The following is a 22,792-nucleotide window of genomic DNA, read 5'->3' as shown; positions in this document are numbered from 1 at the left end:
GGGGGCACCGCCTGGCTTAGCCAACCACGCCTTTTTTTCTGAGGGCGTCGATGGCATTCCTGTCGAAGCCGAGCTGCCCAAGCACCTGTTCCGTGTGAGCGCCTAGTTCGACTCCTGTGAATTTGTACTGATGGGCGCTGCGCGAGAAACGTATGGGATTTGCGACCTGCCGTTGGACTTTGCCACCAGGCTCACTCAGCTCGATCACCATTCCCCGTGCGCGCATCTGTGGGTGTGCGGCCGCTTCCGAAACGCTAAGCACGGGCTCCACGCAGGCTTCAATGTCGGCAAAGACGCATTGCCAGTGTGAGAAGCTCTCGCTTTTGAAAGTCGTGGCCAACACTTCGCGCAGTTCCTGGTGATCAGTGGGATTCTGGCTCAGACCTTTACTGACCAAGTCCGGTCTTCCAAGTACCCCGCACAGTAGCCGCAAGAATTTGGGCTCCAGTCCGGCTACGGAGAAGTAGCGGCCGTCGGCTGTTTCGTAGTAGTCATAGAACGATCCGCCGTTGAGCATCATGCCCGGGCCGGGCTCGACCCCGGTGTTCAACGCGCTTACGCCGGCGAACGTATTCAGCGCGAAGGCAGCATCAGTCATGCTGATATCGATGTGTTGTCCCTGGCCGCTGTTTTGGCGCTCAATGACCGCGCTGAGAATGCCTGTCATCGCTAGCAGCGAGCCGCCGGCAATGTCTGCGACAGCCACGCCCAGTGGTAGGGGCCCCTGGCCGGCACGGCCGGTATGGCTGGAGACACCCGAGATGGCGAGGTAGTTGAGATCGTGCCCAGGCCGGCCGGCATAGGGGCCGGTCTGGCCAAAACCAGTGATCGAGCAATAGATCAGGTAAGGATTGATTGCTCGTAGCGATTCGTAACCGAGCCCGAGGCGCTTCATCACACCAGGGCGGAACTGCTCGACCACTATGTCGTACTCTTTGATCAGGGCCTTAACGATGACGACCGCTTCCGGTTCTTTCAGGTTCAGTCCAATGGAGCGCTTGGAGCGATTGAGGTAAGTATGGTTATAGGAGGCACCGTCCGCGTTGAAGGGCGGTAGTTGCCGGAGCAGATCGGCTCGTTCCGTCGCTTCCACCCGGAGAACATCCGTGCCCAGATCCGCCATCATCATGGTAGCGTAGGGGCCGGGAAGTAATGTCGAGAAATCCAGTACCTTCAGATTGCGTAGAGGCATTGCTTTGTTGTCCTTTTAGGTGAGCTGAAATTCGCGCGTTGATGCAGGTAGCTTATTCTGGGCAGATGGCGGTAAAACCTCTCAAAGGGGGTGTTTGCGGGTTTCAATATGTAAGGAGAGGGCCGACGAGTGCATTGCACGCGCCGTACCTGAAGCGCAGATCTTGATCAGCCACCAACACCTTTGCCACCGCAATCCGCTTGCGCCCTAGCTGCCAGGCAGCCTTACGCAAGGTGTTGGTGCGATGCGACCAAACCTCATGGGTGGTCGAACGGATATCCCCCTATTTGCCCTCCATGCCCTGTCGAACCTGTGGATGGCGCGCCGACATTTGCTGACGAATGCAGGAGAGGGGCGCCCGTAATGTGGGAAATGCTCGCTGAGAGGTGCTCGCGGCGGCTAAAACTCCGAAATGAGCGGATGACTTGATCGATTGTGGTTGAACGAGCCACTTGAAACACAGGACACCGTTTCCCCCTTACCATAAGGGATAGGCAAACGACTGTGTTTATGACTACCAGCAAAGACAAAACCTTCGAAGTGCTCGGCCAGGAGCGGCGTCGCCGCTGGAGCGTCGAGGAGAAACTGGCCATGGTGCGCGAGAGCCTAGAGCCGGGGCAAAGCGTCTCGGTGGTGGCCCGGCGCAACGGCATCAACCCCAACCAACTGTTCCACTGGCGCAAGCTCTACCAGGACGGCAGGTAGCCCAGCTCATCGAGAATCACCAGATCCATGCGTAGCAGGGCTTGGGCGATGCGTCCGGCCTTGCCGTCGTGCTTCTCTCGCTCCAGCAGATTGACCAAGTCTACCGTGGAGTAGAAACGCACACGCTTACCGTGCAGGGTGATGCCAGATATTGCCAGTGCCGTGGCCAGGTGAGTCTTGCCAGTGCCTGGGCCACCGATAAGCACTACGTTCTGTGCGTTGTCAGTGAAGTCCAGGCGGGCCAGTTCCCTGATCAGACGGGCGTCAGCGCAGGACGCTGCGAAGTCGAAACCGGCCAGATCACGGTGCATGGGTAGCTTGGCCATGCTCAGTTGATGACGCACCGAGCGCATGGCGCGGTCATCGTGCTCCTGTTGGAGCAGGTGTTCGAGCAACCATCGGGAGGAGGAGATAGCAGCTCCATCCTGCGTGCTCAGCTCCGCCCAGGCAGTGGCCATGCCGTGTAGGCGTAGCTCCTTGAGTTCCGCCAGAAGATCACGCATGGCCGCGCTCCTTGGCCACCCGCAGGCGGTCGTAGCGCGCTGGGTTGGCGAGTGGCGCTTCCTTAAGTGGCAGGCGGTTTTCCACTGTGGCCGGTGGCGCTGCTGCGGTCAGACGCTCGACGATATTGAGGATGTGCTCGGCGCTCAGGACGCCACTTTCCAGCACCAACTCGACAGCGACCAGCACCGCCTCCAATCCTGCGACCGGCACGGCGGCCAGCACTTGGGACATGATCCGGTCACCGCCGGCATGCCGCGCCAGCCCATGACGAAGTTGGCGCAGTGGCCTGGGCAAATCCGCGAAAGGCGCACCATTACGCAGTGCCCCCGGTTTTCGCTCGATCAGCGGTAGGTAGTGCTGCCAGTCATAGCTGACCTGGTCACGATCCAGCAGGCGAGCATGGCTGGCAATCACGGCATCATCGGCCGCCAGGTCGACCCGCGTCGGATACAGACGGCTGCTGACTCAGCGTCCGGCGAACTCGCAAGGTACGGAGTAACGGTTGCGTCCCAGGCTGACCAAGGCGGTGCTGGAAAGGGGCTTGAAATGGTGTCCACCAAAAACAGGTGGACACCATGCTGGGAGCTAGAAGGATCGAGTTGGTGTGCTGTCCAGACGCTTACCTTGCAGTAGCTAGTTTTATTGTTTGGCGAAGATGTTGACGACCGCGGTCGCTTCTTCTATGCCATACAGCCCGCCACCATTCTCCTGGATAGCAATACGGGCGCCTTCGACCTGGCGTTTGCCGGCCTCGCCGCGCAGCTGGTTAACCAACTCGAAGACCTGACCGAGACCCGTGGCCCCAATTGGATGGCCTTTGGACTCCAGTCCGCCGGATGGGTTGATTGGGATCCGCCCGCCAATCGTAAAGTCTCCGCGTTCGGCTGCCGCGCCGGCCTCGCCGAAGGGGACCAGTTGCAGGTTCTCAGCCTGGATGATCTCTCCCATGGCGGTGGCGTCATGCACCTCGGCGACATCGATATCCGCCGGGGAGATGCCGCTCTTCTCGTAGGCTTCCGCCGCTGCAAGGGCGGTAATGTGGTTCCGGTAGTCACTATAGTGGCGGTCGGTGCTAGAGCGCACGACGCTGCTGAGCAGTTTCACTGCGCGTGATGCATCACCTTTCAGGCGTTTCAGTCCACTGTCATTGCATAGCACCACAGCCGCGGATCCGTCCGAAATGGGAGCACACATGGGGAGTGTAAGTGGATAGGTGATGGCCGGGGCCGCCAAGACTTCATCGATGCTATAAGCGTTCTGGTACTGGGAGCGCGGGTTATGCACGGAGTGCAGGTGGTTCTTTGCCGAAACGGCCGCAATCTGGCGCTGGGTGGTGCCGAAGGTCTTCATGTGCTGGCGGCAGAAGGCTGCGTAGACATCCATGAACATGGAATAGGGGCGGCTGGACTGAGAGCCTTCTGGGCATTCCACATTGGCACCCATTTGCATCAGGGCATCGCGATTCGCGTCTAGGGTCGATACATCCCAGGCCGAGTCGAAGGCCGCAAACATCTTGGCCTTGTCGGGGCTATTCATTTTTTCAGTGCCGACGGCGATAGCTATGTCACAGCTTCCCGCCTTGATGGCTTGGGCGGCCAAGTAAAGCGCCGTGGAGGCGGAAGCACAGGCTCCTTCCAGGTTGAAGATGGGAATGCTGGCAAACCCCATCGAGCGCAGGGCCACCTGCCCGGGAATCATGTGCTGGTCCTGCATGAATCCAATGACACAGGAAGCGAAGTAGGCCTGGCGGACATCCTGCAATTCGGCCCCCGCATCAGTGAGGGCCTGCTCGACCGCTTCGCGGGTGAGGTCTTTGTAACTGCGCTGAAGGTGACGACCGAATTTGGTCATGCCAATGCCGGCAATGAAAATATCGCTCATGTTGTAGTTCCTTGTTTTAAAGGTGGTGTATCTGGAACGCCGGCCCGGTAACACCAGCCAGGTACCGCCTTGAGTGGCTTATAGAATCGGTAATGCACTCAGGATATCTTGCGTCCCTCGCCCCAATAGTGCTCACGGACTTTTCGACGCAGGATCTTGCCCACCACGCTCATCGGCAACTCTTTCACCACTTTTACGGATTTTGGGGCCTTATAGTTGCCTATCCTGTTTTTCACGAAGTTGATCAGCTCTTGCTCCGAGGCCTCGCTGTCATCCCGCAGGAGCACTTCTGCATGGACCGCCTCCCCCCATTCCTCATGAGGGATACCGACAACGGCAGACATCAGAACGGCCGGATGACAGTTCAGCGCCGCCTCGACTTCGTTAGCGTAGATGTTGAACCCACCGGAAATAATCATGTCTTTTTTGCGATCTATCAGGTAAATGAATCCATCTTTGTCCATGTAGCCGATATCGCCGGATTTCCAGAAGCCGTTATGGAATTCTTCCGCGGTCTTTTCCGGCGCATTGAGGTAACCCAGGCAGGTGCCACGAGAACGCATCCAGATCTCGCCGCTTTCTCCCGGGGCAACCTTTCGGTCATTGTCGTCGACAATAATGAACTCGACGCCAGAAGTGGGCTGGCCCGCGGAGCTGAGACGGACTTCATCTTCTGGTGTGTTGATAATGTGCTGCTCGATGCTCAGATTAGAGCTGAAGCCGAAGTGCTCGGTGGAGCCATATACTTGAACGAAAATGTTGCCCATCTTGGCCTGCAGTTGCTTGAGTTTGCCGGGGCTCATCGGGGCCGCGCCATAAAGCATGTAGCGCAGGGAGGACATGTCAGCGTCGATTTCGAGCAGGCGGTAGAGAATGGTAGGCACTAGGAAACTATGGGTGATCTGCTCTTTTTGGATATTCGTGCAGTAGTGTTTCAGGTCCGGCGTATTCTGAGTCACGTTGCAGCCGCCGGAATAGAAACTCGGCAGGTATAGCATGCCGCTGCCATGACTGATCGGGGCGATATGCAGGACCCGGGTCGCTTCCGACCACATGCCCTTGTCGGTAATGGCGAATGCCGTATCGCGGCAGTTCAGCCAGTTGTCGATGCTGTACATCGCAGGCTTGCCCTTGCCGGTCGTGCCGCCGGTAAAACGGATGATTGCGCAATGGTCGCGGTCATTCAGTTCAACCTCGGGATTATGGTCTGGGGCGGTTCTGAGCAGATCCCAGAAATAGTGGACGCCCTCCTTTGGTTCATCTGGTCTGTCCATGACTACAACAGTAACCTGGCGCTCCCGCAGCATGTCGTAATGGCTGCCGAGCAGCTCTTTCTCGATGAATGCCACTTTTGCTTTGGCGCATTCGACCTGCCAGGTATGCTCCGACAGGGAGTCCCGGTAGTTGCAGAAGGCGGCAGTGGCCGGACCTTTGAAAATAGTAGGGAAGTGCAGAAGCGATAGATTGTCGTTCTCGAGTATGTTAATAAAACGGTCGTTCAGGCCCAGCCCCAAGGTGGATTGCATCATGTTTACAATCCGGTTGGTTAATAGGTGGAACTCTCTGTAAGAGTATCGCCGGTTGCGCTCGGTATTAACGATGGCTTCTCTGTCTCCAAAGCGGTTGGCCAAAGACTCGAAATGATTACTGAAGTTGATCAGCATGGGGCGTTCTCTATTGCGTTTGTTTTTAGGGATGGTCTGAAGTAGCCATGTATTTCTGGCTGTCTTCAGCCCCCACCGATTTTGAAAGCAGCAAATCGATTGCGAAGGATCAGACTCTCCGCGCGTTTCTGTGTTTATAGCCGCCTCGGGCACCTCGCTACGGCTATTTCCCGTAGGCTAGTGTGTTGACGGCGAGCGCTGTGGTTGTTACTTGGCCTGCATGGTAGTGGCTGCATCCAGGCGGATGGTACGGCCATTCATGTAGCTGTTCTCGATAAGGAATGTGCAAGCCATGGCAAATTCCTCCATCTCGCCCATGCGCTTGGGCGCCTCGCACATGGCAGTCAATGCCTCCTGCACCTTGGGGTTCAGGGAGTTGATCATGGGGGTTGCGAACAGGCCTGGGGCGATCGAGTTGACGCGAATGCCTAGCGGTCCCAGCTCGCGGGCCGCTGGCATGTTCAAGCCGTTGACGCCCGCCTTTGAGGCGCTATAGCCACACTGGCCGATCTGGCCCTCGAATGCAGCACCGGAAGAAATGTTCACGATGACGCCGCGCTCGCCTTTTTCGTCGGGCTCGTTCAGCGACATCCTTTCCGCACACTTCGCCATCACGGTGAATAGGCCGATAAGGTTGATGTTGACCACGCTCCGAAACTTCTGCAGCCCCGAGGCCTTTCCTTCCTTGTCGAGGAGCTTGAACGGCAAAGGAATCCCAGCAGCATTGATGTCGGCATGAATGGCACCGAACCTGCCGATAATGGCATCGAGCGCCGAATCTACCTCCTGCTCGACCGTGACATCCACACGATAGAAGGCGGCATTCGCGCCGCCCAGTTCGTCCACTGTCTCCTTTCCTGCTGCTTCGTTCATATCTAGCAGTGCGACCTTGGCACCCTTTTCCTGGACCAGGAAGCGAGCGGTTGCCTGCCCCAGGCCGGAGGCACCACCGGTAATCACTACGACTTTGTTCTGTAGGTTCATTTTTCGTCTCCATATCGCATCTAGCGAATGAGTCTGGCTTTCAGGGCATCCTGAAATACGGACTAATGTTCGAATATGTTCTCGCTAGGGTCAGTAGCCTTTGAAACAGGGGGGGCGTTTTTCGCTGAATGCCTTTAAGCCTTCGTTGGCGTCGTAGGAGCGCATGTGCTTCCGGAACATTACCAACTCATGCTGCAAAGCAGCGTGACGGCTCTTGTCGCCGGCCGTGTTCGCAACTTCCTTCATGCGCCGTAGGGCGATCGGGCTCTTGGCGGCAATTTCCTCGGCCAGGGACTGGGTTGCTTCGCGCAGCGCGTCGGCGCTCACCACCTGGTTGACGAAGCCATAGGCTTTCATTTCTTCGGCTGACAGTGTCTTGCCTGTGAACAATAGGTATTTGGCAACATTGAGCGGCACGATGCGCGGCAAGACGGCAGCGCCGCCAGCGCCGGGGTAAACACCATAGTTAGCGTGCGCGTCGCCGATCCTTGCGCTATCCGCTGCAAGCACTATGTCAGCGCATAGCGCCGTCTCCAGGCCTCCCGCCATGGTAATGCCGTTCAACGCCGCGATTACCGGCTTAGGGTAGTCGCGCAAGGGGTTGATAACCCGATCGGTCAAGAGGTCGATGAAGTCAGGTTCGCCCGGCGACAGCTGGGACGAGGCCAGGAGTTCCTTCAGGTCCGCCCCGGCGCAGAAGGCCGGTCCCTGCCCGGTAATGGCCAGAACCCTTATGTCGTTGTTGCCTGCAACCTGTGGCAGCAGCTCTTCATAGGCGGCAATCATGGCGAGGTTAATGGCATTCATGGCCTTTGGACGGTTCAGGATTATCCAGCCAACCGGCCCAACCTGTTCAAACAACAGCGCAGCATCACTCATTCTTCTCTCCTGCTATCGGATATTTTTTGTTATCTGAACGCCTGGATGCCCGTCAGCAGTCGGGCAATCAGCAGCTTCTGGATTTCCGTTGTGCCGTCAGGAATCGGACCGAGGATTGCCTCGCGCGCCAGGCGCTCAACAATGAATTCCTTGGTCACGCCGTTACCGCCGTGAATCTGTACCGCGTCACGGCAGGCTTTCACGGCCATCTCGGTGCTGTACCACTTGGCCATCGAACACTCTTTGTCACAGCGCTGGCCGTTATCGATCAATTCCGCGGCACGAAGGGTAAGTAGCCGTGCTGCATCGATGTGGGTGGCCATGTCGGCGATCTTCTCCGCTATCAACTGGTGGCCTGCAATCTGCTTGCCGTGCTGGCTGCGGATCTGGCTGTAATTGATGGACTCTTCAAGTGCACGGCGGGCGATGGAATATCCCCAGGCGGCCATGTGACAACGGGCACGTTCGAAGGTGACCAGGGTGTTCTTCAGGCCCTGGCCCACACCACCAATGGTGTTCTCCATCGGTACTCGTACATCCGACAGGAAGACCTGGGAGGTCGACTGGCCGTTTAGGGCAATCTTGGAAATACCACGGGCTTCCAGGCCCGGCGTGTTGGCATCGATGGCGATATGGGTCAGCTCACCCTTGCCGGTCTTGCAGGTACAGATGAACAGATCCATGTACTCACCGCTGGAAATCCAGGTCTTCTCGCCATTGATGATCCAGTGATCTCCATCGCGAACGGCACGGGTCTTGGCGGCGGCGACATCCGAGCCCACATCGGGCTCGGAAATGCCTATGCCGGCAAACATCTCGCCTGACAGTAGGCCGGGCAGGTACTTCTCCTGGATATGCCCAGGTGCATGATTGATCAGGAGGTCGGCAGCGCACACATTGATCAAGATCGGCATGGCCAGATCCAGTGAACTGACGGCTACTTCCTCCCACAGCCGTAGATGCGTCACCCAGTCCATGTTCAGCCCTCCCCACTCTTCCGGATGCGGTGCTTTGATAAGGCCATACTCGGCCAGGGCGCTGACTAGGCTCTTCATCATGTTTTTTGGGATAAAGTGTTCGCCATGGGCGCGAATTTTCGGCTCGATTTCGTTATCCAGAAACTTACGCAGTCCCTCTACGGCCATTTTTTGTTCTGCAGTCATCATCATGCTCATGGAGTCACCTCATACTTTCTTCATGGGTCCGGTCAACGTATTGCAATGTGCCGGCTGTGGGTGATAAGGGCTGCGTGCAGCCAATAGGGCGGCCAAGATCGGCATGGCAACACTGATTCCATATCTGTGAGTTCGCTGCAGCCACGCGTTTTAAGCGAAGCCTTTTTGTTTCCTTCGCGAGATTGGCTATAGAGCCTTGGCCTTTTTCTCGGGCAGGGTGCAGTCTCAGGCTAGGGGCGATAGAGAATCCTATTGTTTCTGCCGACGTCTCAGGCTAACCAGTTCGTGTTTGGTGCAAACCTCTCAAAGGAGGGGGGCTTGGGTTCTTATGGAAGGCCTGAAAAAGACTTCCCGAATCTGCTGAAATACGCCGATTCCACCATCCGAGCTCTTCCATGAAGCAGATGACCTTTGCCGATGCTGAGTACGCCGGCAAGCGCAAGCAGACCCGCAAGGAACTGTTCCTGATCGAGATGGGGCAGGTGGTGCCGTGGAAGGGTCTGATTGCCCTGATCGAACCGCATTACCCGAAGGGCGAAGGTGGTCGGCCCGCCTATCCGCTGCTGGCCATGCTGCGTATTCACCTGATGCAGAACTGGTTCGGCTACAGCGATCCGGCCATGGAAGAGGCGCTGTATGAGACCACCATCTTGCGCCAGTTTGCCGGGCTGAGCCTGGATCGTATTCCTGACGAAACCACCATCCTCAACTTCCGGCGCCTGTTGGAAAAACACGAGTTGGCGGCCGGGATTCTGGCGGTGGTCAATGGCTATCTCGGTGACCGAGGTCTGTCGCTGCGCCAGGGCACCATCGTCGGTGCCACGCTGATCCATGCGCCCAGCTCGACCAAGAACCAGGACGGCAAGCGCGACCCGGAGATGCACCAGACCAAGAAGGGTAACCAGTATTACTTCGGCATGAAGGCCCACATCGGCGTGGATGACGAGTCGGGGCTGGTGCATAGCATGGTAGGCACCGCGGCCAACGTGGCGGATGTCACCCAGGTCGACCAGTTGCTGCATGGTGAGGAGGACGTGGTCTGCGCCGATGCGGGCGACACCGGTGTCGAAAAGCGCTCCGAACATGTGGGCCGCAAAGTGGGTCGGCCGCCTCCCTAGAGGTCGGCCACAGTTATCGTCTGCAAACCTCTAGAAACTCAGTCATAGATGCCTCTATAGAGTGAACGCCATGAGCAATTTCTCGGCCAATAGAAATGTAAAGCAACCTCGCTTACTCAAGGTCGGCGAAGTGGCTAAACGCAGTGGCGTGGCCGTTTCAACCCTGCACTTCTATGAGTCCAAGGGGGTGATCAGCAGCTTGCGCACCTCGGCCAACCAGCGACGTTATATGCCTGGAGTCTTGCGCTATATCAGTATCATCAAGGTAGCGCAGCGCGCCGGCATTTCACTGGATGAGATCAAGCAGGCGCCGAGCAATGGCGCGAGGTGGCTTTGGTTGTTACCAAGGTGGGGGCATGTCGACATTGGAGCAACGGGAGTTGGCAAACGGACGCAGGAGTCCACCGCCGAGATCGAGGCGATGATCACGTGACTGCACTTCGCTGTCAGCGAATCGGTCAAGGCACTGCGGGTCAGTCATAATAAGGTGAGCTAGACCGCAGCCAGCTCCGCCGAGATGGGGCGGGCACTGGAGTGCATCTCTGACGCGATCTCCCGCATAGTTTCCTTCAATACCCAGATTGCATCGGCGGGTGAAGAGCAGACCATAGTCGTTAGTGAGGTTGAGCGCATTTTGCGCACGATCAGTGCGGTCAATAGCCAGACTGATTCTTCGGGATACGCAGGCAACGGGATCGGCGTATTTCACCAGACTCGGGAAGTATTCTTCAGAGTTTCTTTAGCTTCTTGATTGGTGGATCCGGGGGTATAGATACCTGAACTTACTGAACGGGACAGTTGTAGGTAGGGGTTTTCGTGAGGAATTTCCTCAGCCAAGTATTGCGGATCGGACAGCAGATAGCCATGTAATCGCCGGGACTTGCGTGGCCCCGTCACTAGGCACGTCCAGATGTTCAATCCGTTTTTTTGCTTGCGGTGTAGTTTCAGCTTTTCAAACTGCTTCTGCACCCACTGCCAATCGGCAATCTGCTCCTGATTAGCTAGAACGGCTGTTTGCAGGTGTTCTTGGGCGTAGCGCTGAAATACCCCAGGGCTGACCAGAAATACGGTGTTGGCTACGGTATGCACCAGTGCCTTGCTGTCATTGATGATCAGCTTTCGGCTGTGGATGCCGTGCCGCAACCAGACCATAAAGTGTTCGCCGGAAGGTAGCTCCTGCGTGTGTCGTTCGTTCTCAGTGGATGAAAGCATCGGATGATGCTGAGCCGAGTCACTCTCCAGCGCAGGTGCTGGCGATTCACCAGCGTTTATTGTTAAGGGCCGTTGAGTCACCATCTCATCCAGGTTCCGCTCTGTGTCTACGTTGCCAAGCAGTGCCAGCAGGTCGTCGACGCCGTCGGTAATAGGCTCAGGAGACGGCGTCGCTATGGAGGGCACCTCCAGTGAGGTGTCATCACTACCGTTTGGTGGCTCTACCGAGGCATCGCAGGTCCCGGTCTCTATCGTGACGGTGCCCGTGAATGGCGCTGGCCGATCATCCCCCTCCCAGATTAAGGCAGGTGCCAGCCTTAGGAGCGTGAAACTGTGCGACCAGTCGGTGTCGCTAGTGACGGTGGCACGCCAGATCGCTTTGCCATCCGGGGTCGGTTGAAGCATGCCGTGATCCTGCAACACGTTGAACACGGCGGTGTTGTTGGCGGGGATGCCGTCGATGCCCTGGGCCAGCAGATGCGCGCGTAGCTTGTCGGACACCGTCTTGCTGACCAGCCATAGTGCATCCTCGGTCAGCCAGCCGTCCGAAGCCCCAGGCTGGTTGAGCTTCAGTTCCTCTTTCAAGAGGTAGCGCAGGCCGTCGAGCAGTTTGCGCTGCAGGGCGTGCTTGGGCGCCGCCATGGCGCGTGCAGGATCGCCGCCCAGGGTTTGGGCAACCGAGGCGCGGTCGGCCTGAATTACCAGCTCGCCGAGGACGCCTGCATGCTCGTACTGGCCGGCCAGGACATACAGCAGGGCAGACCAGAGCGGGGAATATTGGCTGAGCCAGTCGAGAATCCCCTCATCGAGCACCTGCCGATAGAGCAGGCCGGTTGCGGCGCTGTGCAGGCGGTATTCGCGATCCTGGCGATAACGGAATCGGTAGGGGCGGGCCAACGGGCCGTGCCAGGGGTACCAGGTGCTGCCGTCGTTATATTCGACGTGCAGATCGACGGCGACCTTGCCGATGTCATGCAGCAGCGCGGCGTACGCGAGGGCGGCTGTCCAGGCTTCCGCCTGAATCACCTGATCTTCCGGCGTGGTGCCGGTGGGCAGCAGATAGGACTGCCGCAGCTTGAGCGCGTAGGCGACGATTTCCAGGCCGTGGTCCAGCATGCCGCCGGGGTAGGCGTGGTGGTGGCTCTCGGAGGCGGGGAATAGTTGGACCAGCTCCGCGTAGCGTTCCAAGGGGGCGAGGTACAGCGCGGTGAACTGCTGGCGTGAGAGCGAGGTGCGCTGCCAGATGTGTTCCAGCAGGCGTTGCCGGCGGGGTGTGGCCAGAAGTGAGGACGCCGACTGTGGCTGCGTCAGGCCCGGGGCGGGTTCGATGGCTGGAGTAGACGGCGCGCCAGTGGTTGGTGAAGCCCTTTGGGGCTGGAACAGCGAGAGCATGGCGGACCCCGATGACGGGCTGCTCAGGGGGCCTTTTGGCCTTTTCGGGTAGGGCCTTTCCCCTTGGCCCCATTCCCTTGCCCCTTTTCAACCCTTTGGCCTTTACGGAAGCCTTTGGGTATAGGGCCGCGGCTCCTGGCGAACCACTACCAACGCGGTTTGGCTCAAGTCGGATTGAGGCGGGCAGGCGAGCTGTGGCGAATCTAGGATGGCGCTTTTCTTTTCGAGCGAAGGAGGTGTCATGCTCGGTCAGGTTGACGGAGTAAGGAAATGGCCTTACTGTGTAGGCATTGCTATCGAGGGAGCTACGATGCCTGAAATTCATGAAACCGCCACGCTGACCTCCAAGGGCCAGCTTACGCTGCCCAAGCCCATCCGGCAGGTGCTGGGCGTGGACACCGGCGCCAAAGTGGCCTTTGATCTGCGTGGAGGCGAAGTCATCGTGTCCCGAGCGGACGCTGAGCACGAAGACCCGGCGATCGGAGCTTTCTTGGGGCTGCTGGAAGCGGACATCCGGGCCGGCCGGCATGTCCAGGCGCTGCCGGAGGATCTTGCGCGGGCTATGCTGGCGAGCGCGGGGCGAACGGTGAATCTGGATGAGGACATCGAAGGCGACGTGGCGCTGTGATGCAGCGGCATGGCTGGACGTTGTTGTTTCACGAGGGTGTGATCGAGCAGTTGCGCAAGCTGCAGGCGGCCGCGGAACGAGCCGAACGGAGCGACCCGCAAGGGTTCGAAGCCAATGCCAACGTAAGGTTGTTCCGGGCGCTGAGCCAGTTGATTATGGACGTCGTACCGGGCGATCCCGCGCGCGACGAGTTCCGCCAGGGCAACACCCTGGGGCCGGCGTACCGCCACTGGCGGCGCGCGAAGATCGGACGGCGATTCCGCCTGTTCTTCCGCTACGACTCCAGGACGAAGGTGATCGTGTTCGCCTGGGTCAACGACGAGCAGACCCTGCGCTCGGCAGGCAGCCAATCCGATCCCTATGCGGTGTTCGAGAAGATGCTGGGGCGAGGCAATCCGCCCGATGACTGGAACGCATTGGTGACTGCGAGCCGCCAGGATTGGAGCAAACCGGAGTAGCCAGCCAACACATGTAGCAGGTGACGACGATGAACACGAAAGCCCGCATCAGCAAAGCAGAACGCTTCGGCCGTCGGATCGGCGGAATGTGGCGGGGCTTCGTTCGTTGTGAACATCAGGTCGCCGGTTGGTTGGTGGCGCACGGCTTGTCCGCTGGTGCGGCGACGGCACTGCTGTGGGTCGTGAAGCTGGTCGTGCTGGGTGTGCTGCTGTATGTCGCGTTCTGGCTGGCGCTGTTGTTCGGATTTGCAATTGCTGCTGCCTGGATGGCACGTGAATCCGATCAAGATGAGTCAGAAGAGTGGGCGGTTGGTGAACAGTCCGAACACAAAAACAACCCTGGATATCATCCGGCCCTGTACAACGACGCCCCTGATTCGCGTTATGCAGACCCGCGTTATGACGATGAGTGACGCCTTGTGTTACGGGTTGGCTTTCTATTTGAGTTTTCCTGACGCCATTCCTGATGCCTTCCCCCCGGCTTGACTCACTGGCCGGGTTCCATCCGAGAGCCCCTGGAGAAGGCCGCCAGTCTGCACGCCAACCCACCCCAAGGCGGCTACCCAAAACGTGGGCAGGACGATAAACATCGTCGCCATCACAAAGTTGACGATCATGTCCCCGAAGGTGTTGTTGAGCCCGATCAGCGGATCGAAGTTCGCATGCGGGCGATTCGATCCCCAACCCCATCCATACAGGGCATCCAGGATCGTCGAATCGATCCAGCGCGCGAGCTGGAACCAGAAGTCGACGAAGAACAGCGCGAACTGCACGATGCTGATCGTGACCACGGTCTTGAGGTCGTAGGTGCCGATCAGCAGCACCAGCGGGATGCAGATCACCAGTGCCATCTTCAGCAGGGCCAGCACCATCGGCAGGGCCTGGCGCATGGCATCCATGGCCGGGAAGAAGGCCATGGAGCCGATGGTCAGGCCGACGTCACTGACCGCGCGGGTGGCGACATTGGGGACGCTCATCTCGATCTGACCGCCGTAGTCGCTGTAGACCGCACCTTGGTTGAGTTTCTGCTGCCTGGGCGAGGCGATGGCGCGAATCACCGAGTCGTCGACCTGCTCCTGCGACAGGAAGCTGGCCCAGCCGCCGATGCGGCTCAGCAGGTCGGGGTCCACCTGTTGCAACAGGCGCGCGCGCAACCCATTGCTGTCGGACCACCATTGCCGACAGGTCGGATAACCCGCGCCGCTGGGCACTTGCGCCAGGCCCGCATCCCGGTTGCTGTCATATGGCCAACCCTCGCGGGGCGTCTTGGCGCGGTAGGTGTCGTAGTAACCCGCCGTGTCGAGGAAGAAGCGCGAACCGATCCAGGTTACGTCGTGCATCTGCTCCTCATTCAGCGCCGGGCGGTTCATGAAGAGCTTGGCCCGCGCCGGGCCGTAGCAGTCATGGGTGAAATCGCTGACCTCCTGAGCCAGCACCGGGTCGGCGATGCGCGTGGCGTCGACCGCCATGCGCATCTGCCGCAAGTCGGTGCCGCAAGGGATCGCCGCCACCGCCGCGCCGGTCAGCGCGCGCGAGGCGGTGTGCATGAAGGTCCACCACACCGGCACCTTGGCCGACTGGTTGTTGAGGGTGCTGAAGGACTGCGACCAGCCGGTGGCCGAGGGCAGCGGCACGCTGACCTGACATTGCGCCGAGCGGGTGCGATCGAACTGCAGGGTGTTGAAGCTGACGTCGATAAACGGCATGCCCGCGAACAGGATGACCACGATGGCGACGAAGATGCGGCTCTCGATACGCACGGCCGACAGCGCGCCTTTGTTGCCTTCGTCGGCCCCTTCGGCGCGGGCCTTGAGCCACTCCTGGAGCACGATGGCCAGGAACGGGATGGCGAAGGCGCCGCTGGCGATCAGCACGGCCCAGATGCCGTTGTGAACGACCCAGCTCACCAGGGTCAGGTAGTACTCCAGGTAGTCGGTGGTGTAGAGCGTCATCGCAGCCTCCGGTCATCCCGCCTGCAGGTAAGGACTGAGTTCCAGTGCGGCCACCGCGACGACGGCGGCCAGTTCGGCCCGCAGCAGGCGCCGCCGAGTGCCGGCGTCCGGCTCGCGTGCCAGTACCCGGCGACGCATCCAGATCCAGCCATAGGCGGTGCCGGCATAGAGCAGCAGGCGCCAGGCCAGGAAATGCGTACTGTGCGCGGCCAGCCAGGCCTGCCAGCCGTCGATGCCGCCGGCCAGATGGATGCCGACGACATTGGCGGCGACGGCGGCCAGCAGGACGAGGAGGGTGCCCAGCAGCACCAGGCCTGCGTAGCGCAACCGCAGCCCCTTCACGGGGTACCTCCGGTCTGGGCTGGGCGCTGCAACAGCTCGAGCCGGTCGGGAATTGGGTCGCCCTCGTAGACGGCGCGAGAGCCGGCGGAGCGTGCGCTGTGCCGCTGGATGATGGCGCTGGGCGAATTGCTGGCCAGCTCGCGGCGCAGTTCCAGCTCGGTTTTCAGGTTGTGGATCTCGCGGTCGAGCAGGTCGCTCTCCTGAGACACCGCTTTCTGCGCCAGGTCATTGGCCGCAACGTTCGGCTCCTTGCGCCCGGTCAGCAGCGTGCGCTGCAGCAGCAGGGCTTTTTCGAGCACGCTGGACAGCGCGATCTCCGAGGCCAGGCGCCGCGCCAAAATGTCTTGGTCGGGCTCATCGCGCAGCGCCTCGATTACACCACGGGTGATGGGCAGGGAGGCGCTGCTGGCCGCCTGCAGGTTGTCGAGGCTCAGGGAGCGGCTGCCAACGATCAGCGCCTTCAGCGCTGCGAGCTTGCTTTCGTATTCCTCCTGGATCAGCGGGGTGAGGCCCACGCCCGGCGTGGTCACGGTCTTGTTGCAGGTTTCGCAGGTGCGCTGTTCCTGCTCACCCAGCACGCGCACGGCCCAGGCCGTGGCGGCCGCCGGCGAGCTCCAGGCCTGACAGGTCAGGTTGCCGCCACACTGGACAGGATCGATCGAACTCGCGTCTTCGACAGCGCGTCCGTTGACCAGGTTGTAGCCGGCGCGGGTCACGTCACTGATAACGCGAATCGGGTTCTGCCCGAAGCCGCCAGCATTGCGGCCTCCAACCCAGGTCACGCCGTCGTTGCCACGGCTGGTTTCGGTCTGCTCGATGGCGGATACGGCGTCGCTACTGGCGACGGCTTGGGTCAGCACCATGCCGTCGGCGAGCTGGTTCCAGCCGACCTGGCCGCCCGCCACGTCGGCCATCTTCTCGACCATGGCGCGGCAGGTCAGCTTGGAGCGGTCGAAGTCCAAGCGTGCCTGCAGCACGCCGTTGGTGAGCAGGTTGTACAGCCCGGGATCGGCACGCTGGATGATCAGCGCCGGCAAGGAGGCGACCGCGGCGGTAGCGTTCTGAATCACCGACGACATGATGGTCTGAAAGCCGTTGGTCAGACCGTTCAACTGGTTCTGGATGGTGGTGGAGATCGACATATCGCCGCACATCAGGTTGCTGTTCCAGCCGACGCCGACGCCAATCGAGCGCATGGCGGATGCGGGCGTCATCGACACGGCGCGCCCGCCGCCGATCGAATACAGTACGTCGTCACCGATCACAGCGCCCTGGTGTTGCACGCCGTACTGACTGACGCTGGTTTGGGCGGATGCGCTGACGCAGACCAATACCCACGGCGCCGTCAGCAGGGCGAGGTAGCGGCGGAGACGGGACGAGGAAACAAAACGGTTGGTCATGGCCGGCCTCAGTTGAAATCGACGCTGCCCAGAAACACCTGGCCTTCGCGCTTGCAGCAGCTGTAGGGCCGCCACAGCGCCCAGGCGTAATCGCCCTGCCGTGCCTGTACGCGAGCAGCGCGGTGCGGGAACACCGCGCAGGTGCGCGAGAGCGTCGGCGTCAGCTCCTGCCATTTGCCTGTCTGCGCGTCGCTTTCGAGCAACGCCCCGGCTGGCCAGTAGCCGTCCTTGGCGTTCGCGAGCAGTGGCTGGTAGACGTGGAGTTGGCCGCGGCGGGTGACGATATCGCCGGCGCGCTGGGCCACCACGGCCCCTGCCAGGTAGTCGTCGCTCTGGTGCAGAAAGCCGCCGCGCGGGTAGACGTTGCCCCAGAGATCGCCGCCGCTGCGGCTGCCAATCTCACGCTCGCCGGGCATCAGCGCCTCGGGGTAGAGCATTTCGGGGAGGTTGTAGCGCCATGCGAGGGTGTCGAGGGTGCTCAACAGGTAGGGCATAAAGGCAGTGCCAGCGCCTTCGCAGCTGTAACCGAAACCGGAGGCGAACTGGCTGAACACATAGCCGCCGGGATGGCCGATCACATCGGCGTTCTTGAGCTTGGCCAGGTTGTTTTCGTGGTGTTGGTTGGTCGTGCCATCGCCGCCGGCCTGCGCCGTGGCGTTGGGCGGGCTCATCGGCCGCACCTCCAGCCAGGGATTGGCGCCGGTGTTGGCATAGCTGGAGACCACCGCGTCCGGCACGAAGTGGCGCACCTTGACTGAGGTCTCCACCGAGCAACCGAAACTGCTGCAGCGCAGCCAGAAGCAGATGCCGACCACGCGGTATTCCAGGCAGTCCGGCGAGAGCGTTGAGATGGCAATGGTCGCCGTGGTGAGCGCGAACGACGGTGCACCCGTGCTCAGCAAGATGGTGGCGATGCCGGCGTGCAGGCGGGAAGAGCGCGTCATGGTTGCGTCCTCCGGTGCGCTTCGATCAGCGCAACCGCCTTGGCGACGTCCGGCTCGCCATAAACCACATAACGGTGATCGACGATCACCGCCGGAATCGTTGTCACCCCGAGGCTCCAGGCATCGACCACTCCCTGATAGGCCGCGCCGAGGCGTTGTTGCAGCTCGACACCGCCGCTGTACAAGCGCTGTTGCACCATCGCGGCGCCGCGCGAGGGATCGGCCGGCACATGGGCGCCCAGCTCGGCCTCGATACGGGCGGGTTGATCCAGCTCGATCAGCCGAGCACCGCCGGTGGCTTGCACCGGGTGCCGGCTGTCGGTGACGACCAGGATCTCAGCGGCCTGCGCCAAGGGCGCGAGCAACGCGGCGCACAACGCTGCGGTGCAGAGGGACGGGCGCAATGGGAGCCGGCAGAGGCGTTGGGCTGGCATGTCGAAGAACCCTGAGGTGGACGGTGCAGACAGTTGACTCGCAGACCGAGGGCGCGACGACAAACAAACGGGAACGGCGGCGCGCCGATTGCATCGCGAGCCGGCGCGTCCATATGGACGGCCGACTCTGGGTGAGGGAGGAAGCGTGGCACGGCCACGAAGGACTACAGCAGGGCATGCTCCGCGAACGAGTACGGCTGGCCTTTGCCGATGATGAAGTGATCCAGCAGGCGCACGTCGACGCACTCCAGTGCAGTTTTGAGGCGCTGGGTCAGGCGCTCATCCGAGGATGAAGGTTCTGAGCAGCCCGAGGGGTGTTGATGCGAGACGATCAGAGCGGACGCGTTATGCTGCAGCGCCCGCTGAACCACCACACGGGGATGGATCTGCGCGGCATCGATGGTGCCTCGGAACAGCGTTTCACAGGCGATGACTTGATGCTTGGCATTCAGAAATAAGGCGACGAAGACTTCGCTGGGTTCCGGCATCAGCTTCAGGCGCAGGTAGTCGCGGGTGACCTGTGGATCCGACATCGGCGGGCCATCGACGAACAGCCGGCGCTCCAGAATGGCAATGGCTTGGACGATGAGGCGGTTCTCATACGCGAGAACCGATGCAGAGCCCGGTTCTGCTGAGGTGTCGAGACGGGCGTGGGACGTGAGCATGGCATAGACCTCCGTGGGAGTGTCCGGAGGTACGCCCGTGGAGGGCTTGGCTCCGAGGACGATAGGGATGGTGTCGAGATGGGCAGGGCATCCACCACCGCGTTGGCGGTGGCTGTTCGCAGGGGGATGCGAGGCGAACGGGACGGGTCAGCGCAGCAGTGCACGCGTAGCCTTAAGACCCTGGCTACCGACTTGCCGCATCAGTCGAACGCAGCGCGGCGAGGTGCACGACAAGGAATCGGCAATCGGCGTGTCCGCTTTGGTCAGAGCCCTGCCTTTGGCGATTAAGATCAAGTGCTGTGAGATTCCACCAGATGGCAGCACTTCCAGCGCAGCCTGCGCTCGCCAGGCAATGGCTCCGGCAGGGCTGTGAGTTCGTCTCTCGCCATCCGGCGGTCCCCCTCACAGAAAGCGCTCACCTTGCATGTTGTTAGGTTTTTAACCAAAATATCTAACAAATGGAGGTCGACATGAGTACAGCCCAAGTCATTCGCGAACGCATCGCGGCGCAGCCAGTCGGTGAGCCCTTCACCCCAGCCCTGTTCGCCGGGGTGGGCTCGCGCGCGGCCATCGACCAGACCCTGATGCGCCTGACCAAGGCTGGCCATATCGAGCGTATCGGCCATGGCCTGTACAGCGTGCCCAAGGTGGGACGCTTCGGCATCAAGGCTATGCCAGCGCCGGAGCAGGTGGCGCAAGCGCTGGCCGCGCGTGAGGGCGCAACCATCGAGGTGCATGGCGCCGAGGCCGCACGGCGGTTCGGGCTGTCGACACAGGTACCAGCGCAGCCGGTGTTCTACACCACAGGTTCGTCGCGCACGGTGCGCTTGGGCAAGATGGTCGTGCGCCTGCAGCATGTGGCTCCGCGCAAACTGGTGCTGGCGGGGCGCGCTGCCGGACAGGCACTGTCCGCGCTGTGGTACCTGGGGCGGCATCAGGTGACGTCCGCGACCTTCCAGCGTATCGCCGAGCGCCTGCCGAGCAGCGAGTTCGAGGCGCTGCGCCAGGCGAAGGCGGTGATGCCGGCCTGGATGGTGGCGGCGCTGCGCCGCTATGAGCGTGGCGAGGTCGTGCATGGCTGAGGGCACCGAGCGCTATTTCGATCTATCCCTGGCGGAGCAGGCCGAGCTGTTGCTCGGGCTGGCCCCGGTGCTGGGGCGCCGGGCTGAAATCCTGGAGAAGGACATCTGGTTGTGCCAGGTGTTGGGGCTTCTGTTCAGTCTGCCGTGCCGCAAGCCGATGGCGTTCAAGGGGGGCACGTCGCTGTCCAAGGTCTATCAGGCCGTCGAGCGCTTCTCCGAGGACATCGATGTCACCGTCGATTACCGCAGCCTGGTCGAGGACGTCCCGGAGCTGGCGAGCCTCGGCAGCAACCAGCGCCGACGCCTGTCCGACTTGCTCAAGGCCGCGTTGGCACAGCATGTGACCGAGGAACTGGTGCCGGCGCTACGCGAAGCCCTGGCACAGGCGCTACCGGGCAGGGAAATCAGCATTGAGGTCAGCGAGGACGCGGAAAAGCTCTGGCTCTACTACCCGAGCGCGGTGGACAACACGGATGCCTACCTGCGCCCCAGCGTGCTGATCGAGTTTGGCGGTCGCAACGCGACCCTGCCGCAGGACCGGCTGACCATCGTGCCGGACGTGGCCACCTATGTGCCGGAGCTGGCGTTTCCGAGCGCGGAGGTAGTCGTGCTGTCGCCCATGCGGACGTTCTGGGAGAAGGCGACGCTGATCCATGTCGAGTGCCACCGTCCGCAGATGCGCGCAGGTGCCGAGCGCTTGTCGCGGCACTGGTACGACCTGGCGCGCCTGGCGGATCATGATGTTGGTCGTCGGGCCGTGTCCGACATCGCGCTGCTGCGCGATGTGCTGAACATCAAGGAGACCTTCTACCGCAGTGGCCACAGTCACTACGACCGGTGTGCGGCAGGTGGGCTGCGGCTGGTACCGGAAGCGGCGCTGCTCGGCGCGTTGCGCGAGGACTATCAGGCGATGCTGACCGCGCAGATGTTCTACGGCGAGACGCTGCCCTTCGAGCGCATCATCGAGCGCCTGGCTGCGCTGGAGCAGCAGATCAACCAAGGACGCTGAGGCGCGCCTCAACTCAGATGGTTGTGGATGAGCTGGTGCTGCGCAGCAGGCAGCGCCGGCATCGAGCAGGCCATAAGCGCCTGGCAGTCACCGTTGGGCCAGACCAACTGCGCGCGTACGCCGTCGAGCTGCAGCTGCGCCTCGCGGAAATAGCGCACCTGCGGCGTATCGCTTTCCGTATGCAGGGCACGCAGGCTGGTGACGGAGCGATCCGTGACCCATAGCCATTCCCGCGCGGCGGCTGCCGCAGCGGCCTGGCCGACCAGGTGGTGGATCTCGACGAGGTAGCCCTGCGGCGAGGTGAACAGACGCAGGATGTCGTAGGGCAGCGGCATAGCGACGGGGTGGGTTCCGGAGAAGTGGCCGATTCTGCCAGAGATGGGATGGTTGTTCATGCTGCCGATTCCGCCATGAGGCTACCGCGGACGGCTCCAGTCCAGCGGCAGTGAGGTGATGCCGCGCGCCCGGTCGATGTGTTCGGCGATCTTGAGCGCGGCGTCGAGTTCGCTGATGCCGTGTTGCTGCATAAGCTGGTAACGCTCGGCTTTTTCTTCCGGTTCGGTTTGCGCGAGCGCGAGGTAGAGGCTGGGCGGCACGGCGCGAAACAGCAGCTCCATGCTGCGCGACAAAATCACCCCCTCCGAGAACTTGCCGGCCTCCTTGCGGGCCGAGAGCATCAGGGCCTTCTGCGCCGGGGTGAGTTCGCGGAACCTGGCGATCTTCTCCACCTCGTCCGGCGGCATGCCCAGGCACAACCACCACTCCATCATGTTCAGCATCGGCTCGGCGGCCTTGGGCAGGTCGTCGAGGTTCTGCGTCGCCAGCCAGAACCAGGCGCCCAGCTTGCGCCACATCTTGGTGATCTTGACGATGTAGGGCGCGAGCAGCGGGTTCTTGGTGATGATGTGCCCCTCGTCGGTGACGTTGATGATCGGGCGGCCGAGGAACTGGTCGCGCTCGGCGAGGTTGTTGACCGTGTTGATCAGCGAGATGTAGGCGATGGAGAGCTGCGCGTTGTAGCCCTCGCGGGCGTAGGTGGCGAGGTCGACTATGGTGATGTCGGCCTCCGGCCAGGGCGTGCCGGGGCGGTCGAACATCTCGCCATCGCTGCCCTGGGTGAACATGTCCATGGCATCGGCCATCTCCAGCAGCCGGGCCCGGCGCAGCTCGGG

The 22,792-nt window shown here is 61.1% G+C and carries 19 protein-coding genes and 6 pseudogenes; 8 read left to right on the top strand and 17 right to left on the bottom strand.

The window, feature by feature from the left end; all coding sequences use genetic code 11:
• Nucleotides 1-16: 16 nt before the first annotated feature.
• Nucleotides 17-1,192, bottom strand: coding sequence for a CaiB/BaiF CoA-transferase family protein (locus tag N7333_RS04040; protein ID WP_124084332.1), 1,176 nt, complete (start codon nt 1,190-1,192; stop codon nt 17-19).
• A 510-nt stretch (nt 1,193-1,702) separates the two neighbouring features.
• Between N7333_RS04040 and N7333_RS04035 the strand changes: the two are divergent.
• A pseudogene (locus tag N7333_RS04035) lies at nt 1,703-1,891 on the top strand (transposase); the annotation flags it as partial.
• Here the strand turns inward: N7333_RS04035 and N7333_RS04030 are convergent.
• The 7 genes and pseudogenes from N7333_RS04030 to N7333_RS04000 form a co-directional block, all read right to left on the bottom strand.
• Nucleotides 1,888-2,400 (bottom strand): annotated as a pseudogene (locus tag N7333_RS04030) (ATP-binding protein); the annotation flags it as partial. The pseudogenes N7333_RS04035 and N7333_RS04030 overlap by 4 nt on opposite strands.
• A pseudogene (locus tag N7333_RS04025) lies at nt 2,393-2,944 on the bottom strand (IS21 family transposase); the annotation flags it as partial. The pseudogenes N7333_RS04030 and N7333_RS04025, both read right to left, overlap by 8 nt.
• Nucleotides 2,945-3,040: 96 nt before the next feature.
• Complete coding sequence (locus tag N7333_RS04020; RefSeq protein WP_124084272.1) at nt 3,041-4,282, bottom strand: thiolase family protein; 1,242 nt, start codon at nt 4,280-4,282, stop codon at nt 3,041-3,043.
• A 98-nt stretch (nt 4,283-4,380) separates the two neighbouring features.
• Nucleotides 4,381-5,946: an AMP-binding protein gene (locus N7333_RS04015; RefSeq protein WP_279858512.1), complete on the bottom strand. Its 1,566-nt coding sequence runs from the start codon at nt 5,944-5,946 to the stop codon at nt 4,381-4,383.
• A 207-nt stretch (nt 5,947-6,153) separates the two neighbouring features.
• The gene (locus N7333_RS04010) at nt 6,154-6,930 is read right to left on the bottom strand and encodes an SDR family NAD(P)-dependent oxidoreductase (protein WP_124084274.1); all 777 of its coding nucleotides are present in this window, start codon (nt 6,928-6,930) and stop codon (nt 6,154-6,156) included.
• 90 nt (nt 6,931-7,020) lie between these two features.
• Entirely contained in the window at nt 7,021-7,809 is a 789-nt protein-coding gene (locus tag N7333_RS04005; protein WP_124084275.1) for an enoyl-CoA hydratase/isomerase family protein, read from the bottom strand.
• Between the two features lie 29 nt (nt 7,810-7,838).
• Entirely contained in the window at nt 7,839-8,984 is a 1,146-nt protein-coding gene (locus N7333_RS04000; RefSeq protein WP_124084276.1) for an acyl-CoA dehydrogenase family protein, read from the bottom strand.
• A 395-nt stretch (nt 8,985-9,379) separates the two neighbouring features.
• On the opposite strand from N7333_RS04000, the pseudogene N7333_RS03995 reads away from it, so the two are divergent.
• Together N7333_RS03995 and N7333_RS03990 are read left to right on the top strand one after the other, a co-directional pair.
• Nucleotides 9,380-10,084 (top strand): annotated as a pseudogene (locus N7333_RS03995) (IS5 family transposase); the annotation flags it as partial.
• 88 nt (nt 10,085-10,172) lie between these two features.
• A pseudogene (locus tag N7333_RS03990) lies at nt 10,173-10,403 on the top strand (MerR family DNA-binding transcriptional regulator); the annotation flags it as partial.
• Between the two features lie 404 nt (nt 10,404-10,807).
• On the opposite strand, the gene mobH reads toward N7333_RS03990, so the two are convergent.
• Nucleotides 10,808-12,706: a MobH family relaxase gene (mobH, locus tag N7333_RS03985; protein WP_279858511.1), complete on the bottom strand. Its 1,899-nt coding sequence runs from the start codon at nt 12,704-12,706 to the stop codon at nt 10,808-10,810.
• Nucleotides 12,707-13,016: 310 nt separating this feature from the next.
• Between mobH and N7333_RS03980 the strand changes: the two genes are divergently transcribed.
• Genes N7333_RS03980 through N7333_RS03970 form a run of 3 tightly spaced genes read left to right on the top strand, consistent with a single transcriptional unit; the run spans nt 13,017 to nt 14,205 of the window.
• The gene (locus N7333_RS03980) at nt 13,017-13,334 is read left to right on the top strand and encodes a type II toxin-antitoxin system PrlF family antitoxin (RefSeq protein ID WP_221104602.1); all 318 of its coding nucleotides are present in this window, start codon (nt 13,017-13,019) and stop codon (nt 13,332-13,334) included.
• Nucleotides 13,334-13,792 (top strand): type II toxin-antitoxin system YhaV family toxin, encoded by a 459-nt coding sequence (locus N7333_RS03975; RefSeq protein ID WP_221104603.1) that lies wholly within the window; start codon nt 13,334-13,336, stop codon nt 13,790-13,792. Before N7333_RS03980 ends, N7333_RS03975 begins: the two co-directional genes overlap by 1 nt.
• 29 nt (nt 13,793-13,821) lie before the next feature.
• Nucleotides 13,822-14,205 (top strand): DUF3742 family protein, encoded by a 384-nt coding sequence (locus N7333_RS03970; protein WP_003244829.1) that lies wholly within the window; start codon nt 13,822-13,824, stop codon nt 14,203-14,205.
• Nucleotides 14,206-14,229: 24 nt separating this feature from the next.
• On the opposite strand, the gene N7333_RS03965 is transcribed toward N7333_RS03970, so the two are convergent.
• The 6 genes from N7333_RS03965 to radC all read right to left on the bottom strand — a co-directional run bounded on the left by N7333_RS03965 (nt 14,230) and on the right by radC (nt 19,529).
• Nucleotides 14,230-15,744, bottom strand: a complete 1,515-nt coding sequence (locus N7333_RS03965; RefSeq protein ID WP_279858510.1) for a conjugal transfer protein TraG N-terminal domain-containing protein — start codon at nt 15,742-15,744, stop codon at nt 14,230-14,232.
• 12 nt (nt 15,745-15,756) lie between these two features.
• Complete coding sequence (locus N7333_RS03960; RefSeq protein WP_279858509.1) at nt 15,757-16,071, bottom strand: hypothetical protein; 315 nt, start codon at nt 16,069-16,071, stop codon at nt 15,757-15,759.
• 11 nt (nt 16,072-16,082) lie between these two features.
• Nucleotides 16,083-17,486 (bottom strand): integrating conjugative element protein, encoded by a 1,404-nt coding sequence (locus N7333_RS03955; protein ID WP_279858508.1) that lies wholly within the window; start codon nt 17,484-17,486, stop codon nt 16,083-16,085.
• A gap of 8 nt (nt 17,487-17,494) precedes the next feature.
• A complete protein-coding gene (locus tag N7333_RS03950) occupies nt 17,495-18,430 on the bottom strand; it encodes a TIGR03756 family integrating conjugative element protein (RefSeq protein WP_279858507.1) in 936 nt (311 codons plus the stop codon).
• A complete protein-coding gene (locus N7333_RS03945) occupies nt 18,427-18,864 on the bottom strand; it encodes a TIGR03757 family integrating conjugative element protein (RefSeq protein ID WP_279858506.1) in 438 nt (145 codons plus the stop codon). The genes N7333_RS03950 and N7333_RS03945 overlap by 4 nt, the downstream gene beginning before the upstream one ends.
• A 164-nt stretch (nt 18,865-19,028) precedes the next feature.
• The gene (radC, locus tag N7333_RS03940) at nt 19,029-19,529 is read right to left on the bottom strand and encodes a DNA repair protein RadC (protein WP_003244840.1); all 501 of its coding nucleotides are present in this window, start codon (nt 19,527-19,529) and stop codon (nt 19,029-19,031) included.
• 470 nt (nt 19,530-19,999) lie between these two features.
• Between radC and N7333_RS03935 the strand changes: the two genes are divergently transcribed.
• Both N7333_RS03935 and N7333_RS03930 read left to right on the top strand, forming a co-directional pair.
• Complete coding sequence (locus N7333_RS03935) at nt 20,000-20,611, top strand: DUF6088 family protein (protein WP_057390365.1); 612 nt, start codon at nt 20,000-20,002, stop codon at nt 20,609-20,611.
• Nucleotides 20,604-21,620 (top strand): nucleotidyl transferase AbiEii/AbiGii toxin family protein, encoded by a 1,017-nt coding sequence (locus N7333_RS03930; RefSeq protein ID WP_195883275.1) that lies wholly within the window; start codon nt 20,604-20,606, stop codon nt 21,618-21,620. Before N7333_RS03935 ends, N7333_RS03930 begins: the two co-directional genes overlap by 8 nt.
• A gap of 8 nt (nt 21,621-21,628) precedes the next feature.
• Here the strand turns inward: N7333_RS03930 and N7333_RS03925 are convergent, their stop codons facing one another.
• Entirely contained in the window at nt 21,629-22,015 is a 387-nt protein-coding gene (locus N7333_RS03925; RefSeq protein WP_279858505.1) for a hypothetical protein, read from the bottom strand.
• A 21-nt stretch (nt 22,016-22,036) separates the two neighbouring features.
• Nucleotides 22,037-22,792: pseudogene (locus N7333_RS03920) on the bottom strand (conjugative transfer ATPase); the annotation flags it as partial.

It is taken from the genome of Pseudomonas sp. GD04158, assembly GCF_029834875.1.
GTDB lineage: Bacteria > Pseudomonadota > Gammaproteobacteria > Pseudomonadales > Pseudomonadaceae > Aquipseudomonas > Aquipseudomonas hydrolytica.
Note: the sequence above shows the minus strand (reverse complement) of the source record. Positions and strands in the feature narration are given on the sequence as shown.